Here is a 17,392-nt window from a genome sequence, read left to right as displayed (position 1 = left end):
TTAATTGATGCTTTGTCATGGATGACGAGCGGTCTTGTATTAACAATAGGTAGTAAATTTATGAAACAAGCTTTATTGCTTTTGTCAGTATTGGGAATGGGTATAGCACAGACGAGTGGTGCTGTCGAAACCACCTTTCAACCGAATAATACCTTGAGTCATACCATCACAAATATTTCTGCTTCTGCGAACTACGGTTCTAGTCGTAATATCTATAGCACTAACAGTGGCGCTCATGTATATAGCAACGATGAGATCAGCCAAGCTATTGATAATCTAAGTGCCCATGCTAAGCAAAAAGAATACCAGCTTGCCTCGCTAACCAGCCGTTTGTCTTATGAGCAGCGTCAGCAACAAGCCAGCCGCACCCCTGATAGTAACTCTGCCCCTGCTATTGCAGCAGCAAATGCCGCACGAGTTGCCCTATCTAGAAGTTCTGGTTACTGCGCACGCTACGTACGTAAAGCGCTACAATCAGCCGGTTACGAATTTACGCCTAATCCATCCGCTTATCAGTACGCCTCACGCGGCACTTTGGCCCAAGCAGGCTTCACTAAGATCAGTAACGATATGCAACCACAAGTTGGTGATGTCGTTGTCTTTAACCGCACCTCAAGCCGTCCTCATGGTCATATCCAAATTTTTGATGGCAATACATGGGTGTCTGACTTCCGTCAAAACAGCATCAATCCTTATAGTGGCTCTCATAGCTATACTACATGGCGTGATTCGCAGTACGTTGACGATGCGTCAGACCGTGGTATCTATCTTGCTATGGCGGACAAATAATCAGTTAAATAGCTCTTTAATTCGACCAGTTTCTCCAGGCCTAGTAATGTTTTCGACATTACTAGGCTTTTTTTATTTGAAGTAACGATGTGTGATAGAAGGGCAATTGAAAAAAGATTCTGTGCCTATTAATAAGTAAGGTAATCAAGCGGAAAAAATATGACTAACCTTCAAATTTAGACCAATAATGACGATTATGAAAATCAGGTGGTGAAGCATGGCGTGGGGCAAAATATAAAGCCGTTTCATTAAACTTTAAAATAACGCAGGGATGTATGTATTCAACCACCGTGTTATTAAATGCATATTGTTGCTTGGGCAATTGATTCAAAAGTATGCTAAAACGTCGTTCATAACTTGGAATGGTAGAGGCTAACGATGATTTGGTAGATAAAGAAGTATCAACTGGTGAGCGTTGCTGTAAAGACTTATCCTCCCAATAAATGCCTATACGTTCGTGTCTATCCATATGGTACAAAGGGGCAGGCGGCAGTGTTGAAGGGTTGCGATAACTTTCAAACCGATATAGCGCATAACGACCATCTGGACTGGCGTTGATTTCGATATAAGACTCTGCATTTTTTGCGTAGTCGACTTCATTTTTGGCTAAACTGCCTGTAATAAAACATTCAAGGCACGTTTCTTCCCAAAGATAATCAGAGAAGCCTATTTGCTTGGTCTGCCATGCCGGCCAGTTAAGTTTGGCGGCCAAAGAAGGTGTGGGTACGGTAATATAATACGTGAGTTGTAAATGCAATGTTGGTCGTTGCACAATTTCGGCAGTTACTTGAATGCCGATACGACGGAGTTCGTCCACGGCTACCCCGATTTGCTGGGCATCATTGACCAACGTATCAGTGGCCACACAAAGGGTAAAGGTTTGGCTCATAATCTGATAATACTCAAGAACATTAATGAGAAAAAACGGCTTATCTTATAATGAGAAACGCTAAGATAAGCTCGCTATAAAAAATACACATTATAAAAGCCGCGAGCATGATGCAGCGCGGCTTTTAGGTGCTATCGTAATGATTTGAATAATAACTTAGCAATCACAGTAGAAATTTATTCAAACCAAGCTTGTCGTTACAAATTACTGAGCGTGACGTGCCAAATTAGACAGTTTTGGGTTGGCATGCGGATTTTTACGCAGTAACAACGCCATACGACCGATTGAGTGAATCAAAGTTGCATTCGCAGCTGCGGCAAGCTCTGCACCAATGACATCACGCTCTTCTTTAGTACCGGCAGGCAGTTTTACTTTAATGAGTTCATGATCTGACAAAGCGCGATCAATCTCCTCTGCGATAGTCGGTGTGACACCTTTATTGCCAATCATGACAATAGGTTTAAGCTCGTGACCAATGCCTCGTAGGCGTTTGATGGTAGCGTTATCGAGTTCCATAGAATTTCCAAAGGTTGGTAAAAAATAAAAGATGATGCTATTGAGCGCAATTAGTGACTATTATAGATAATCTGAGGGCATCTTGCATGATATCAGCAGGATTTTGCACGATTTTACGTGATGAAAATGTTAAACTGAATATTTGGTCACATTATAAACGCTATGCTCTTATAAAGCAGTGTTTTCCCTAATAGAATTTGACCAATTTAAAGTCATCAGACAAATCAATCGCTCAATGAATGGCATATCTAAAATAGTTGAGCTGATATCCCATATATTTACTGTCAAAAGTCGTTTTTGACCAATGTACTACTGGACCACGATAGAGTGGTTAATTAACAAAGAGTAGTTTTGGTAAAGCAAGAGGAGCAGGTGTTTTGGCCACGCGTATTGAAAATAAAAAACTGTCAAAAAGTAGTAGTGCTTGGATGAAGGAGCATATTGACGATCATTATGTGCAAAAGGCTCAAAAAGATGGTTACCGTGCTCGTGCAGCCTACAAGTTGTTAGAAATTAATGAAAAAACCAATTTGATTAAAAAGGGCATGACAGTGGTAGATTTGGGGAGTGCACCTGGTAGTTGGTCACAAGTAGCCAGCCAGCTGGTGGGTGAAAAAGGTGTTTTGATTGCCTCTGATATTTTACCTATGGATGCGCTGGCTGATGTAACGTTTATCCAAGGAGACTTTCGTGAGGCTGACGTGTTTGACACGATTATGGCTGAGGTTGGTGATAGGCAAGTTGATGTGGTATTGTCAGATATGGCACCTAACACAGCAGGCAATAGTGCTATCGATCAGCCAAGAATGATGTACTTATGTGAGTTGGCTGTGGAATTTGCTTTGGCAACCTTACCACAAGGTGGCGCGCTTATTATGAAAGTGTTTCAAGGTGAAGGGATGCAAGAATTACGCAAGCAAATGCAGAATGATTTTAGTAAAATTCGTAGTATCAAACCTGGTGCTTCTCGCCCTCGTTCAAAAGAGATGTTTTGGATCGCTATCAAATAGGTTTAAATTCAATAGGTTGTCGTCAAAACAAGCCAAAAAATGAGTTGCCACAACATATACATTATCAATGTTTAAAACCGCTACAATCGTTAACTGAATAAAAGAAAAACTTGCTTGAATTATTCAGGCTAGCACCACATATCATGGTATATTAACTTTGTTTCAAACATATGTTTTAAGCAAAGTCGTCTGATAATAAGCGCTTAATACGTTTATCTGTGATAGATTTATATAACATGAGTTCTGATATTTTTATTAAAGATAAGTAATACGTTTATAGACGTCACGTGTTTAGTAAACACACCAATAAGTAAGGGATGGGAATAACTAGTGAGCGACATGGTAAAAAATACCTTATTGTGGCTGGTGGTAATCGGCGTTTTGGTGCTGGTGTTCAGTGGTTTTGATCAATCATCTGAGCCAGATAGCCTTAACTACTCTGAGTTTGTGACCGCTGTGTCAGAAAAACAAGTAGCCAGTGTGGAAATCGATGGCGAGCAGATCACCGGCGAGAAGAAAAATGGTTCCTCTTTTGAAACCATTAGACCAGCTGTGACTGATGACCAGTTGATGCCAATTCTACGTGAAAATCAAGTCGAGGTTCAAGGAACGGCACCGAAGCGTCAAAGCGTGTTAATGCAGTTACTGATAGCAAGTTTCCCAATTCTTTTGATTATTGGTTTGTTCTTATTCTTCATGCGTAACATGCAAGGCGGCGCTGGCGGTAAAGGCGGTGGCCCTATGAGCTTTGGTAAGTCAAAAGCCAAAATGTTGACTGAAGATCAAATTAAGGTCAATTTTGGAGACGTTGCTGGTTGTGAAGAAGCCAAAGAAGAAGTGGTTGAAGTAGTAGACTTCTTACGCGATCCTGACAAATTTACCAAGCTTGGCGCGACTATTCCGCGTGGTATTTTGATGGTAGGCCCACCAGGTACTGGTAAAACGCTATTGGCCAGAGCCATTGCTGGTGAAGCCAAAGTACCGTTCTTTTCGATTTCAGGTTCTGATTTCGTAGAAATGTTTGTTGGTGTGGGTGCTTCACGTGTACGTGATATGTTTGAACAGGCGAAGAAAAGTGCACCTTGTATTATCTTCATCGATGAGATTGATGCGGTTGGTCGTCATCGTGGTTCTGGAACAGGCGGTGGTAACGATGAGCGTGAGCAAACTCTAAACCAGTTATTGGTTGAGATGGACGGTTTTGAAGGTAACGAAGGCGTTATCATCATTGCTGCGACCAACCGTGCAGACGTACTTGATAAAGCGCTATTACGCCCAGGTCGTTTCGATCGTCAAGTGCAAGTGGGGCTGCCTGATATCAAAGGTCGTGAGCAAATTCTAAAAGTACATTTGAGAAAATTGCCAAATACGATTAGTGTAGATGCAAGCTCTCTTGCCCGTGGAACACCAGGATTTAGTGGCGCACAGCTTGCTAACCTTGTGAACGAAGCGGCACTGTTTGCAGCACGTCGTAATAAGACCAGCGTTGACATGAATGATTTTGAAGATGCAAAAGACAAGCTCTATATGGGTCCTGAACGCAAATCTATGGTGATTCGCGAAGAAGAACGCCGAGCGACTGCATATCATGAAGCAGGTCATGCATTGGTTGCAGAGTTATTACCAGGGACTGATCCTGTGCATAAAGTCACTATCATGCCGCGCGGTTTTGCTCTTGGTGTCACATGGCAGCTACCAGAGCACGATCAAACCAGTATGTATAAGTCAAAAATGCTGAGCGATATTGCTATTTTATTTGGTGGCCGTATTGCAGAAGAGGTCTTTATTCATCAGATGTCTACTGGTGCTTCTAATGATTTTGAACGAGCAACCAAGATGGCGCGTGCAATGGTCACTAAGTATGGTATGTCAGACGCGCTTGGTATCATGGTTTATGAAGACGATGACAGCTCGCAAGGTTACTTTGGTGGTAGCCGTACGATTTCAGAGGCTACTCAGCAAAAGGTAGATGATGAAGTACGCCGTATGCTAGAAGAGCAGTACGATATCGCGCGTGAATTGATTGAAGGTAATCAAGAAAAAATGCATGCGATGGTTGATGCCTTAATGAAATGGGAAACCATTGATCGCGATCAGCTTCAAGATATCTTGGCAGGTGAGGAGCCTCGTCCACCAAGAGTGTATCAACACAACGAAGTGAACTTGTCAAAAAACGATGTTAAAACGTCTGGTTCAACGCCACCACCATTGCCAGCGATGTAGCTTGTAATTGATGAATGACTCTTAAAAAAGCCCTTTTTAGTAAAGGGCTTTTTTATTGGCATCATTTTATGAAGGATTTAGGACAGAGTAAGATTTACTGGTATCATTAGCATAGAAATTACTTACTGAAATATATTTATAATGGATTGATGATGTCATTATTCGAGTCGCTACCAAAGTATGAAATATCTGATCGCAATAAAACGTTAGATTTGTCCCAGCCCCATGTTATGGGCATACTTAATGTCACGCCAGACTCATTTTCAGATGGCGGACAATTCACTGCTATTGATAGAGCAGTGGCTCATTGTCAGCAGATGATAGCAGACGGCGCGACTATCATTGATATTGGCGGTGAATCTACTCGTCCCAATGCTAGTATCGTGGCTACTAATGATGAAATACAACGTGTTGTGCCCGTGGTTCAAGCCATCAGACAACATTGTGGCGACGAGGTTTGGTTATCTGTCGATACCAGTAACCCAGCAGTAATGCAGGCAGCGTTCGATGCTGGTGCAGACATTTGGAATGATGTGAGAGCACTCAAGCGTGAAGGCGCTGTAGCATTAGCTGCTAAGCTAGACATACCTGTGATGCTCATGCACATGCGCGGTGAGCCAACAACCATGAATGATCTTGCGCAATATACAGATGTGGTTCAAGAAGTAACGGTAGAGCTGGCGGCACGCATTGAAAAAGTAACTAGTCTTGGTGTGAAACGCGAAAATATCATTATCGATCCAGGCTTTGGCTTTGCTAAGGATTACGAGCATCATTGTGCACTGTTAAAACACCTCGATGAATTAAAGTCATTAGGGTTGCCTATGATGTTTGGTATTTCACGTAAGCGCTTTTTAGCGGAAGTATTGACCAAAAGTGGTGCTGGTTCAGTGATAACAACACAAGCGGTAGAGCGCGATGCTATTGGAACGGCAGCAGGAATTTTTGCGATACAACAAGGTGCCTGTATCATTCGTACTCACAACGTGTCTATGATGCAGCAAGCAGTCGCGTTGTGGCATCAGTTGTCCGAGTATCATGAAAGCTGACCTTACTTTTGATGCTGAATACTATTAGTCGATATCGTAAGTGTTTACTTTGCCTACGTGATGGTCAAAGTTCCTAACCAGCCCTGAGTTTTAATATTCTGTAGATATCCAACATCTTATTATAATTAATACCAATCATAACCTAAACAAACGAGAGTGCTTTGATGACCATACCATCTCAACCAGAACCAACCAACGAACAACGCCGTATTATTTATCAGGCACGTCGTGGCTTAAAAGAATTGGATTTTTATATTGATCCTTATGTGAAAGAACTATACCTAACAGCAGAGCCAGCTGAGCAAGAAATATTTGCACAAATGCTAACGCATGAAGATCCTGATTTATTGGATTATTTTACCAACCAAAATCGTCCAGACGATGATGCCATGTGGGCATTGGTAAATAAAATTAAAACCTGGCGTCATACCAAAGACTTAACATAGTTATACGTCTTTTATGTATAAGTAAATCGTGATGTACTATTGCCAGATTGCCAGATTGCCAGATTGCCAGATTGCCAGATTGCCAGATTGCCAGATTGCCAGATTGCCAGATTGCCAGTGGTAAGTGCTACCTAGCTCATTGGCTTCACTTTTTATTAGCCCTTAATCATGACTTCAACACCTTTCTTACGCATTGATACAGCCATTCAGCCGACTAGCCCGTTGCGCTTTCTGCTATATGGTGGGTTAGGCAGTATAATGGGGCTGCTAGCATGGCTTGCTCCTTTAGTCTTATGGCAGTATGTATGTCTACTAATAGTCACTACAGCCGTGGCACTTTATCTGGCACTATCACGGCCTATACCACTGCATGTTAGCCAACCACCGCTTAGCCAACGTATTGATAAACACTGGCAATTGCTCATCAGGACAAGTCGTGGTGATGAGCTGTGGCAAGCACAATTGGTTACTGTCCATGGTTATCGATGGGCCGTGATTCTGGAGCTTATTATCGTAGAGCCTTATAGACGCCCGCTATCAATTACTATCTTTCGCGATCAAGTAAGCGCCAATCAATGGCGTGAGCTGGGTGTTTTAGCCGATATAAGTACTAATAAAATCTAACGCTCAACTCTTCTGTCTCTTTACAACTTCACTCCTTCTTGCGTGAGCTTACGAAGCCCTACATGTCATAACAAAATACCTATCTTGAAGTTAACAGAGATTTGTTATATTGCATGAGAAGAATACAGCAGATAAACCAGCGTTCTTAGTCGCTGAAGAGCTAGTTATTGACTAGAGATGAATGTTGTAAAGCACATTCATGGTTTGTCTGTAACAAATACTAGAATAAACGGAGGAGTAGAAAATGAGTTTATTAGGGAATTTAGTGAGCCAAGTTGCTCGCAGCGCGATGAACCCAGAAGACGCACAGCGTAACCCAGTCAACCAACATACCAACGCACGTCGTACTGGAGGTCTTGGTGATATATTGGGTAGTGTATTAGGAGGTGGCAGTCAAGCAGGTGGGTACAATCCTCGACAATACGACCGTCAACCTGATAATGGTTTTGGTTTGGACGATATTATAGGTAGTATTACTGGTAGTAATCAGCGTGGTGGCGTAAGCTCAGGTGCAGGTGGTCTGGGAGATATCTTAGGCAGTGTACTTGGTGGTCAACGCAATAGAGGCGGCTTTGGCGGCAAAGGGATGCTTATTGCTATGCTGATGCCGATGGTACTCACTTGGATTAAAAATAATGGCGGTGTGAGCGGTGCCTTATCAAAAATTACTGGTATGGGATACGATAATCAAGCGCGATCTTGGATGAGTAATCAAGAAGACAATGACAATCTTGATCCAAATGAGGTCAGTCGATTTTTCGATGAAGGTGAGATTCAACAAGTTGCTGCTAATACTGGTGCCAATGAGACAGAAGTGCGCCAAGGTCTTGCTGAGTTGCTTCCCGAGGTGATGAATCAGTTAACGCCTAATGGCAACTTGGATAACGAAACGGAAGCGAATGATGAAATTGATCAGATTATGAGCCAACTGTCTAATCGATTAGGTACTTTAAAATAGTTTCCTATTTTTCAATCTATCAATATCAGTCAAAAATGCAATGAGAAGAGTACATCTGATGATGTGCTCTTTTTTATTGCTTATCTGCTTGTAGCTTATCTAGAAAAAATATCACTATATATTTATATTATTCTAAATAAATATATTAAAATAGGTAAACAATAACACAAGAACTAGATAAATCTTATAATATGGTTAAGGAGAGTACTCATTTCTTGATTTGTGGTCGCAGTTATCTTGAGACCATGCTATTAATGGTAAAGGTGCGCTGATCTGATAATCCAATGATCTTATAAGGATACTTAATAATGCCATTCAAGCCCATCCAAGCCGCTATTGCTATCTTAGTTGGTCTGATCATTTGGTTTGTCATTCCAGTTCCGACTGGTGTTACACCAGAAGCATGGCATATGCTGGCACTATTTATTGCTACCATTGTGGCCATTATAGGCAAAGCATTACCCATTGGCGCAATTGCTATTATTGCTGTGACCCTAGTAGCACTGACAGGCGTAACGAGTGATAGTCCAAAACAAGCTATTAGCGATGCATTATCAAGCTATTCAAGTCCTTTAATTTGGCTAATTGGTATTGCCATCATGATATCGCGTGGCTTGATAAAAACTGGCTTGGGTCGGCGTATTGCTTATTATTTTATTTCTATTTTTGGTAAAAAAACCATCGGAGTGGCTTACTCTTTAACAGCCGCTGAACTGATAGTAGCGCCCATTACACCCTCTAATACAGCACGAGGCGGCGGTATTATTCATCCCATTATGAAATCCATCGCACAGAGCTTTCATTCAACTCCCGAGGACGGCACGCAAAACAAGATTGGTCGCTACTTGGCTATGGTTAATTATCACGCCAATCCTATTACTTCTGGTATGTTTATTACCGCTACTGCCCCTAACCCATTAGTTGTAGAACTAGTCAATAAAGCAACAGGTGGTGATATTCAGCTATCTTGGACAACATGGGCGCTCGCGATGTTTGTGCCTGGGATGCTCTGTTTGGTGGTGATGCCACTGGTTATCTATATTATCTATCCGCCCGATGTCAAAGTGACGCCTGATGCGAAAGACTTTGCAAAGGATAATTTAGCCGAAATGGGCCAAATAAGTACTCAAGAGAAAATCATGCTCGGGGTATTTGGTTTGATGCTGCTATTGTGGGCGAATATACCTGCGCTTATTTTGGGTGAGCAATATAGCGTCGATGCCACTACTACTGCTTTTATTGGATTAGTAGCATTAATCCTGACTGGTGTCCTGACTTGGGATGATATTCTAAAAGAAAAATCTGCATGGGATACCATCGTTTGGTTTGGCGCACTTATTATGATGGCGGCTTATCTTAATAAGCTTGGCTTGATAAGCTGGTTTTCAGGCAATATTGAGTCTCTAATTGGTACCACTGGAGTAGGTTGGGTAGGGGCAGTGACTATTTTGACCTTAGTTTACTTATATATTCATTACTTTTTTGCTAGTACCACGGCCCACATTACAGCGCTATTTGCCGCATTCTATGCAGTAGGACTGACATTAGGGGCGCCGCCGATGTTATATGCTCTAATATTAGCCGCAGCGGGTAATATTATGATGACACTTACTCATTATGCAACTGGTACCGCACCTGTTATTTTTAACTCTGGTTATGTGACATTAAAAGAATGGTGGGGTATTGGGGCAATTATGAGCGTGGTTAACTTAGTTATTTGGATAGGTGCTGGTCTCATTTGGTGGAAAGTACTCGGCTATTACTAACTTTGAAAGTTATTGGCTAAAACCGTTCATCTAATGTGTCTAATGTATAATTGAGCGCCTCAAAACAGACATCAGTATTGAATCCTCTGTATTGTAAAAACCGTAGCTGGCGTGCTTTGTCTTTTTGCTCAGTGGGTATGTCATTACCGTACTTCTTAGTACGTGCTATGACCGCCAATTTGAGCCAATCAATACCGTCAACCAAGCTATCTGCACTATCATCGACAAATTCACTGAATTCCTCAGATTCGCTATTTGCCATATCGATCAGCTCATCAATGTTGCCTGGCATAGTGATTTTTTTGCGATAAAACTCTTGTTTGATACGCCCACGCCCTCGGCCTTTGCGAATGTTCTCGCGTATCAGCATTAGCGTAGTGCGATAATCACTTTGGTAGCCTTTTTCTTCAAACTCATTGAGGAGCGCATCGATTTTTTCTGGGTTTTGCTCCTTATCAATCAGCTTTTGCTTGAGTTCAGCTTTGCCGTATTCACGGCGCGACAAATAATAAAATGCAAGCCAACGTAAGCGACTTTCCGCTTTAATAGCATCGATGTCTGCCTGACGTTGTTCCGGCGTACGCAAATAAGCCTTGAGGGCAGCTGGTAAATTGTCGGTTTGATGGCTTGTTTCATCGTCACAAGTTGTTTTTGACGCAGTAGCGTATGAGTCGTCTGCTATATGCGACTCTTCACTAGTATCGAGAAGGGAGGCGGTTTCATTGTCAGTATCATGGACGTTGTGCTTGACCTCTGCGAGCATCTCTTTGATACTTTGTGCTTCAGGTGGCTTATAAGCAGGTATATCGCTAGGCTCCGCGATGAATTTGGCAGCTGGATGAAAGCGTTTTTTACGTTTCTTAGAATTGGATGTTTTTTTGACATGATGAGAAAGGGCATCAACAGATTCTATCTCGACTGTAGACTTGCTAGTCAAGGAATTGTCTTTGTTTCTCTTATCTGTATGAGTAGGCCGCCTACCAACAGCACTTACTTTTTTATGTGTATCTTCATCAAAGCGCTTAGAAGGTCTTTTGCGTGTGGCATCGACAGAACTCGCTGAATCGGTATCCGACTCAGCGAGTATTTCGGCCAGTGTTTTAATTTTCATAATACGTCATGACTGTTGATAGTAAGGAGTTATCAAAAGTCTATTGTACAGGCTCAGAAGCCAATTCTTCATTGGTTTCAACAGCATCAGCGGCCTTACTGTCTTTTTTGGTGCCAAGCTTTTCGTCACGGATTTTATCTTCGATTTCTTTGGCAATGGCAGGGTTTTCTTTCAAAAACAGCACAGAGTTGGCTTTACCTTGGCCGATTTTTTCATCGCCATAGCTGTACCATGAGCCAGCTTTACCAACTGCACCAATCTCAACACCTAAGTCAATAACTTCGGCTAAGTGGTTGGTACCTTCGCCATAGGTAATTTCGAACTCAGCTTGGCGAAATGGTGGTGCCATTTTGTTTTTGATGACTTTAACGCGCGTTTGGTTACCAATGATTTCATCACCATTTTTAACTGCACCGATTCGGCGTATATCCATGCGTACTGACGCGTAGAACTTGAGGGCATTACCACCCGTTGTAGTCTCAGGGCTACCGAACATAACACCAATTTTCATACGAATCTGGTTGATAAACACGACCATGCAATTAGAGCGTTTAGCATTACCTGTAATTTTGCGTAGGGCTTGACTCATGAGACGCGCTTGTAGACCCATATGAGAATCACCCATCTCGCCTTCAATCTCTGCACGCGGCGTCAAAGCCGCAACGGAGTCAATGACAATCATGTCGATAGCACCTGAGCGAACCAACATATCGGTAATCTCAAGTGCTTGCTCACCATTATCAGGCTGTGAAAGTAGTAACTCATCCGTATTCACGCCTAGCTTGCGCGCATAAACAGGATCAAGTGCATGTTCAGCATCAATAAAGGCACAAGTACCACCTTGCTTTTGGCACTCTGCAATAGCCTGCAATGTCATGGTGGTTTTACCAGAGCTTTCAGGTCCATAAATCTCAACGATACGGCCTTTTGGTAGTCCACCGATACCAAGAGCAATATCCAAGCCAAGAGAGCCTGTGGAGACCACATCAGCATCAAGGATGGCTGAGTCATCACCAAGGTGCATAATGGTGTTTTTACCGAACTGTTTCTCAATTTGACCTAATGCCGCTTTAAGGGCTTTGGCTTTATTGTCGTCCATACTGGATTCCTTGTTTGCAATAATTGATTTGGAATTATCGATTTCTATGCTATGAATATAATATTCGTACTATTAAATATAATGCTTCAATAGAACAACAGCTAGTTGAGTTTTAGAGATAGCCAACACTTGGCTAAAGGAAGCGGATAATGATATCAATGGCATAGTTAACAATATCAGATATTTTGCTCTACTATACAGCAAAATCAAATTCTGATAAAAGTAAAACTAAGTTCATTAATGAGTGGAAACTCTCATTTATCATCCTATTGAATAGATGAGGTAATTATAACAAAATCCAAGGTAGTAGTAGGGTATCAAACCACGTTAAACGACATCAGCTGTCGTATAGTATGTGACTGAGATTTGGTATAAAATTACTATTGGATAATAAATGATTTTGGGCCTGATAATGGTGCGGTTTGTCAACAGTTTTATAAGTTGTCCACAATAAATATAATGCCTTTATTTGATTACTGTGAAACATCCTCTAATGTAAAATAATTTTTTAAAAATATTGAAAATAATTTTTTACGATTGGATATTTAGTGTAAGTTATTGATTTTAATTGATTTTTAAATTGTATAAAAAATGAACGATTTTACCTAGTCCTTTATGTTACCTAGGAGAAATCTTGTCAAGTAGCGACTTATACACAGGGTTATCCACAGCTTATGGGGAGAACTCACGAAGCCCTTATAGCGTCAATGTTTGCGCCGATGATGAATTATGAATGTCAGGTACAGAGCTTATATTGCGCGCTTGTAAAGGCATGTGTTCGTCAATAATTTGACGAATTTTTGCTATGTTTCACATATGACAGTTTGATGAATTTTTTTAGCTAAAAATATCTATGCCCCATAAATCAAAGGATAGAGCCGTCAAATACGTCAATATTCTGCCAGAGAATAATAACCAGATAGCCAATAAGACAAAAAAAGCGACTAAGTTACTTAGCCGCTCAATAAAACAAGGTCAAAAACACTTTATTAAGATCAGTCTTTGATATAGATCAAATCCCATACGCCATGTCCACGATCTAGACCACGACGCTCAAATTTTGTCATTGGACGAAAGTCAGGGCGCTCGGTGAAATTGCCTGTACCAGCTTGATTGGTCAAACCTTCAAAACCATCCAAAACTTCAACCATCCAAAAAGCATAGTGCTCCCAATCGGTGGCAGTATGAAACCATCCGCCTTGCTTTAAACTACGCGTCACGATAGACATACGTTCTGGGCTGACGAAACGACGCTTATAATGACGCTTTTTTTGCCATGGATCAGGAAAATAAAGCTGAATACGATCGATATGGTTTTCTGGTAATTGCTTTAGTAATTGGATGGCGTCACCGTTGATGATTTTGACATTGGTTAAGCCTTGAGTACCAGCCATATAGGCGCATTTACCAATACCTGGCTCATGCACTTCGACGCCAACAAAATTGCGCGTAGGTTCAGCTGCTGCCATTTCAATGAATGAATCACCTAAACCAAAACCAATCTCTAAGGTAAGCGGAGCGTCGCTGCCATTCGGGCTATCAGCAAATAATGAGCGTAAATCATCGATACCCTCTAAGTTACCATCACCAAAGCTATTGTTGACCAAATACTCTGCAAACTCTGGAGCAGTTAGTGCCAACTCAGCGTTTTTATTCATGTGCGTGCGTCGCTTCATGAATGTGTTGACAATACGCAGGTGCTTATCGGAAGTAGGTTCTGCGTCAATATCGGCACTGGTATCAATATTGGTAGGTTCGTTAGTGCTATTAAGGTTTTGCTCATCAGCTGGGTTGCTAATGGCGTTATCATTGATATCAGAATGTGGACTCATAGTATTAATAAGGCTTATTTAGGTGGGTAAGATACACTCATTATAAGTGAAATCCATACAAGTGTGAACGTACAATCCTATTGTAGCGTGTTTACAGTCAAACTGTCGCATTTCTCTATCCTATACATAGGTTGGAGCGTTATCATATAATAATCATTGTCAGAGCATTTTTTTAAAAGCTAATAGAGCATATTGCCATGCTATTTATTGAGACGGACTCGCCGCCCCCTTTTTATCAAGAACAATTGACGCCTAAAAAACGTCAGCAATTGGATCAATGGTTTATTGGCCATCGTAGCCAGCACTATTATCTCAAACGCTTTGAGCAATTTGATCGGCAAGGGTATCTATCGCCACAATGGCATTGGGCAGCATTTTTTGTGACTTTTCCTTGGCTGCTCTATCGTAAGCGTTATATGGATGCCATCGTATATAGCGTAGCAGGGTGGTCATTTATTCAGCTTAATATTGCCATTGTGTTGGTCATGTTCGAGTTTGTGGCCATGCCTTATGTTCCTGACATTTATCAGATGGCAGTACGTATAGGGATTGCTGCACTCATTTGGGTGTTTTGGTCGTTTATGGTGGCACGTTGGACGGATGCTTATTATTATCGAATGGCGCGACGTGAAATTGCTGATGCGCTCAATGACCATCCACGAGATGAAGCCATGCAGCAAGCACATTTGCGACGAGAAGGCGGGGTCAGTTTATTTGGTTTGGGATTGGGCTTTGGGCTTTTCGCCTTTGCTTTAATAGTGATTAAGGTGCAGTTTTTGCCTCTAGTTGCTAAGCCAAAAGCAAATGAAGTATTGTTCGACGCTTATGATACAGTCAAAACTGCACAAAATCGGGTGGCATTAATTTATCAGCAAACAGGTCAATGTCCGGTTGATTTGCCTTTGACAATGGGTAGTCAGCAAATACGTATTGATATAGACACCAAAGCTGCAGGTGTTGCCAAAACAGATTGCGCCGTTATTGCAACCATCCAAAACGTGACATTTCCAATACGTTACCTAAATGATCAAACGCTGGTCTTTTATCACCTATCCGATAGTGATGATTGGCGCTGCATGAGTTCACTGAGTAAAAAACAAGCTCCTGAAAGTTGCAGCGCTGATTAGAGGATTCTGGCGATTAATTTTTAGAATCGGTAGCGATGTCATTGCCGCTATCAGTAGGTGTCGCTTGACTCTTTAATGCATCATAAAACTCGCTTAAATCCATCTTACGAGCTTTATCAATGTCTTCATCAAACAAACTCTCAAGCTCTGCAATTGCTGATTGTGCTGATTCTATCATACTGGCCTCATCATCATAGATGGCTTGCTGGCGCTCAATCAAATCATCGTCATAATCACGGAAGGTTTTTACGGTTTCTCGCGCTTTTTCTGGTGAGATGCCAAGCAGCTGTAGTGACTCTCGCGACATGTCTAAAGATGATAAATAGGTCTCACGCCAAATGTGACGTACGCCAACCTCGCGTAAACGGTAATAATGCTGACGGTCACGAGCGCGTGCTAATACGATAATTTTGGGATAGTTTTTGCGTAGGTATTGAGCCGTTGTGATAGAACGCTCTAGATCATCAATAGCGAGAATAAAGAGGCGGGCTTTTTTGATACCAGCTGCGCGCAATATTTCTGGATTTTTTGGGTCACCGTAATAAACCTGATTACCGAATTTACGGACAAAATCTACGCGATTTGCCGAGCGTTCAATCGCGGTAAACTCGATGTTATGCATACGTAGTACACGACCAATAATCTGACCGACTCGTCCAAAACCAGCAATGATGACCTGATGTTCATGGTCTGGAATAGCATCATACTCCCGGCTAGGTTTACTCTTAGCAAATAAAGGCTCACCGATTTTTTCTAACAATAAAAATGCCAAGGGCGTTAGCGCCATAGAAATGGTGACGATGAGATTGAGCGTATTGGCAAGCTCTGGTCGCAAAACATTTTGAGCAGTTGCAACACTGAATAAGACAAAGGCAAATTCACCACCTTGAGCCAAAGTCACACCCAGTCTGATACTAGTCGGCCACCGATTGCCCAAAACCTTAGCAATTGCGGCAATGACACCAAACTTGATGACCATAAGTCCTACAGCACAGCCAATAATAAAGAGGGGCTCTGACAAAATGAGCTTGACGTCGGTTAACATACCAACCGACATAAAAAACAAGCCTAACAACAGTCCTTTGAAAGGTTCGATACTGGCTTCTAGCTCATGACGATACTCTGAATCCGCCAGCAACACCCCTGTCAAAAATGCGCCCAATGCCATCGATAGACCAATTTGCCCCATCAAAATAGACACACCCATCACGATAAATAATGCGACAGCTGTGAGTAATTCTGATGCACCGCTTGATGCGACAAACTTAAAAAACGGTCGAATAATATAACGACTAGCAAAGATGAGACCGGCAAAAACGGCAAAAACCTTACCAAAATAAATCAAATCATAGCTTTGTTCACGTACGCCTGATAAAAACGGAATGACAGCCAGTAGTGGAATGACAGCGATATCTTGGAATAATAAAATTGTAAATGCTTCACGGCCATGCGTGCTTGAGAGCTGCTGTTTTTCGGTCAATATCTGAAGTACAAAAGCGGTAGAAGAAAGGGCGAGGCCAAAACCGACGATAAAAGCGGTGTCCAGTTGTAAGCCAAAAAACTGATGTAAAAGCCCCATTAGTAATGTGCCGGTAAGACCGACCTGTAGACCACCCAACACAAATATAGAGCGCCTCAATGCCCAAAGCCGTGATGGCTGAAGTTCAAGACCAATGATGAACAATAGCATGACCACGCCAAACTCAGAAAAATGCAATAGGCTCTCAGCATCGCCCGCTACATCTAAAGCACTTGGTCCCAGTATCAACCCTGTGATGAGATAGCCTAATACAGTTGCAATACCGAAGCGTTTGCCAAGAGGTACAAAGAGCAGCGCTGCGCCCAAGAAAATCGTAGCTTGTAACATTAAATTTGGTGAGCCGGCGGCGGCAGCGAACATTTTGTATCCTTAAGGGTGACGATAAAACAAATAATATAGAATGGTAAAGCTTA

The 17,392-nt window shown here is 41.9% G+C and carries 15 protein-coding genes; 9 read left to right on the top strand and 6 right to left on the bottom strand.

The genetic code is table 11. From position 1 onward, the window contains the following. Positions 1–60 precede the first annotated feature (60 nt). A complete protein-coding gene (locus A3K91_RS11275; protein ID WP_062845349.1) occupies positions 61–789 on the top strand; it encodes a CHAP domain-containing protein in 729 nt (242 codons plus the stop codon). Positions 790–952: 163 nt separating this feature from the next. On the opposite strand, the gene A3K91_RS11270 is transcribed toward A3K91_RS11275, so the two are convergent. Further along, a complete protein-coding gene (locus A3K91_RS11270) occupies positions 953–1,678 on the bottom strand; it encodes a DOMON domain-containing protein (RefSeq protein ID WP_062845348.1) in 726 nt (241 codons plus the stop codon). A 204-nt stretch (positions 1,679–1,882) separates the two neighbouring features. Further along, positions 1,883–2,194 (bottom strand): YhbY family RNA-binding protein, encoded by a 312-nt coding sequence (locus A3K91_RS11265; RefSeq protein WP_062845347.1) that lies wholly within the window; start codon positions 2,192–2,194, stop codon positions 1,883–1,885. Between the two features lie 377 nt (positions 2,195–2,571). On the opposite strand from A3K91_RS11265, the gene A3K91_RS11260 reads away from it, so the two are divergent. The 7 genes from A3K91_RS11260 to A3K91_RS11230 all read left to right on the top strand — a co-directional run bounded on the left by A3K91_RS11260 (position 2,572) and on the right by A3K91_RS11230 (position 10,270). Next, a complete protein-coding gene (locus A3K91_RS11260) occupies positions 2,572–3,204 on the top strand; it encodes an RlmE family RNA methyltransferase (protein WP_062845346.1) in 633 nt (210 codons plus the stop codon). Positions 3,205–3,534: 330 nt separating this feature from the next. Next, on the top strand, positions 3,535–5,427 hold the full coding sequence (gene ftsH / locus A3K91_RS11255; RefSeq protein WP_062845345.1) for an ATP-dependent zinc metalloprotease FtsH: 1,893 nt from the start codon (positions 3,535–3,537) through the stop codon (positions 5,425–5,427). Positions 5,428–5,579: 152 nt separating this feature from the next. After that, entirely contained in the window at positions 5,580–6,476 is an 897-nt protein-coding gene (gene folP / locus A3K91_RS11250; RefSeq protein ID WP_062845344.1) for a dihydropteroate synthase, read from the top strand. Between the two features lie 164 nt (positions 6,477–6,640). Further along, positions 6,641–6,922 carry an FAD assembly factor SdhE gene (locus tag A3K91_RS11245; RefSeq protein ID WP_062845343.1) on the top strand — a complete coding sequence of 94 codons (282 nt, stop codon included), beginning with the start codon at positions 6,641–6,643 and terminating at the stop codon, positions 6,920–6,922. A gap of 168 nt (positions 6,923–7,090) precedes the next feature. Beyond that, complete coding sequence (locus tag A3K91_RS11240; RefSeq protein WP_062845342.1) at positions 7,091–7,546, top strand: hypothetical protein; 456 nt, start codon at positions 7,091–7,093, stop codon at positions 7,544–7,546. A 244-nt stretch (positions 7,547–7,790) separates the two neighbouring features. Beyond that, positions 7,791–8,504: a YidB family protein gene (locus tag A3K91_RS11235; RefSeq protein ID WP_062845341.1), complete on the top strand. Its 714-nt coding sequence runs from the start codon at positions 7,791–7,793 to the stop codon at positions 8,502–8,504. A gap of 308 nt (positions 8,505–8,812) precedes the next feature. After that, positions 8,813–10,270 (top strand): anion permease, encoded by a 1,458-nt coding sequence (locus A3K91_RS11230; RefSeq protein WP_062845340.1) that lies wholly within the window; start codon positions 8,813–8,815, stop codon positions 10,268–10,270. A gap of 16 nt (positions 10,271–10,286) precedes the next feature. Here A3K91_RS11230 and A3K91_RS11225 read toward each other — a convergent pair whose 3' ends face one another. The 3 genes from A3K91_RS11225 to trmB form a co-directional block, all read right to left on the bottom strand. Next, complete coding sequence (locus A3K91_RS11225) at positions 10,287–11,381, bottom strand: regulatory protein RecX (protein WP_062845339.1); 1,095 nt, start codon at positions 11,379–11,381, stop codon at positions 10,287–10,289. A 40-nt stretch (positions 11,382–11,421) separates the two neighbouring features. Then, entirely contained in the window at positions 11,422–12,480 is a 1,059-nt protein-coding gene (recA, locus tag A3K91_RS11220) for a recombinase RecA (protein ID WP_062845338.1), read from the bottom strand. A 995-nt stretch (positions 12,481–13,475) separates the two neighbouring features. Next, complete coding sequence (trmB, locus tag A3K91_RS11215; protein ID WP_062845337.1) at positions 13,476–14,312, bottom strand: tRNA (guanosine(46)-N7)-methyltransferase TrmB; 837 nt, start codon at positions 14,310–14,312, stop codon at positions 13,476–13,478. Between the two features lie 197 nt (positions 14,313–14,509). On the opposite strand from trmB, the gene A3K91_RS11210 reads away from it, so the two are divergent. Further along, positions 14,510–15,439: a DUF2628 domain-containing protein gene (locus A3K91_RS11210; RefSeq protein WP_062845336.1), complete on the top strand. Its 930-nt coding sequence runs from the start codon at positions 14,510–14,512 to the stop codon at positions 15,437–15,439. 13 nt (positions 15,440–15,452) lie between these two features. On the opposite strand, the gene A3K91_RS11205 is transcribed toward A3K91_RS11210, so the two are convergent. Further along, positions 15,453–17,339, bottom strand: a complete 1,887-nt coding sequence (locus A3K91_RS11205) for a monovalent cation:proton antiporter-2 (CPA2) family protein (RefSeq protein ID WP_062845335.1) — start codon at positions 17,337–17,339, stop codon at positions 15,453–15,455. Positions 17,340–17,392: the final 53 nt, after the last annotated feature.

The sequence above is a fragment of the Psychrobacter alimentarius genome (genome assembly GCF_001606025.1).
Lineage (GTDB): Bacteria > Pseudomonadota > Gammaproteobacteria > Pseudomonadales > Moraxellaceae > Psychrobacter > Psychrobacter alimentarius.
This window is presented reverse-complemented; position numbering and strand designations above follow the sequence as displayed.

Bases quoted from the DNA above. Each gene is read 5' to 3' on its own strand.
- A3K91_RS11205 (WP_062845335.1), bottom strand. From the start codon at position 17,339: ATGTTCGCTGCCGCCGCCGGCTCACCAAATTTAATGTTACAAGCTACG.
- A3K91_RS11225 (WP_062845339.1), bottom strand. From the start codon at position 11,381: ATGAAAATTAAAACACTGGCCGAAATACTCGCTGAGTCGGATACCGAT.
- A3K91_RS11210 (WP_062845336.1), top strand. From the start codon at position 14,510: ATGCTATTTATTGAGACGGACTCGCCGCCCCCTTTTTATCAAGAACAA.
- A3K91_RS11230 (WP_062845340.1), top strand. From the start codon at position 8,813: ATGCCATTCAAGCCCATCCAAGCCGCTATTGCTATCTTAGTTGGTCTG.
- A3K91_RS11235 (WP_062845341.1), top strand. From the start codon at position 7,791: ATGAGTTTATTAGGGAATTTAGTGAGCCAAGTTGCTCGCAGCGCGATG.
- A3K91_RS11265 (WP_062845347.1), bottom strand. From the start codon at position 2,194: ATGGAACTCGATAACGCTACCATCAAACGCCTACGAGGCATTGGTCAC.
- A3K91_RS11245 (WP_062845343.1), top strand. From the start codon at position 6,641: ATGACCATACCATCTCAACCAGAACCAACCAACGAACAACGCCGTATT.
- folP (WP_062845344.1), top strand. From the start codon at position 5,580: ATGTCATTATTCGAGTCGCTACCAAAGTATGAAATATCTGATCGCAAT.
- A3K91_RS11275 (WP_062845349.1), top strand. From the start codon at position 61: ATGAAACAAGCTTTATTGCTTTTGTCAGTATTGGGAATGGGTATAGCA.
- A3K91_RS11240 (WP_062845342.1), top strand. From the start codon at position 7,091: ATGACTTCAACACCTTTCTTACGCATTGATACAGCCATTCAGCCGACT.
- trmB (WP_062845337.1), bottom strand. From the start codon at position 14,312: ATGAGTCCACATTCTGATATCAATGATAACGCCATTAGCAACCCAGCT.
- A3K91_RS11270 (WP_062845348.1), bottom strand. From the start codon at position 1,678: ATGAGCCAAACCTTTACCCTTTGTGTGGCCACTGATACGTTGGTCAAT.
- recA (WP_062845338.1), bottom strand. From the start codon at position 12,480: ATGGACGACAATAAAGCCAAAGCCCTTAAAGCGGCATTAGGTCAAATT.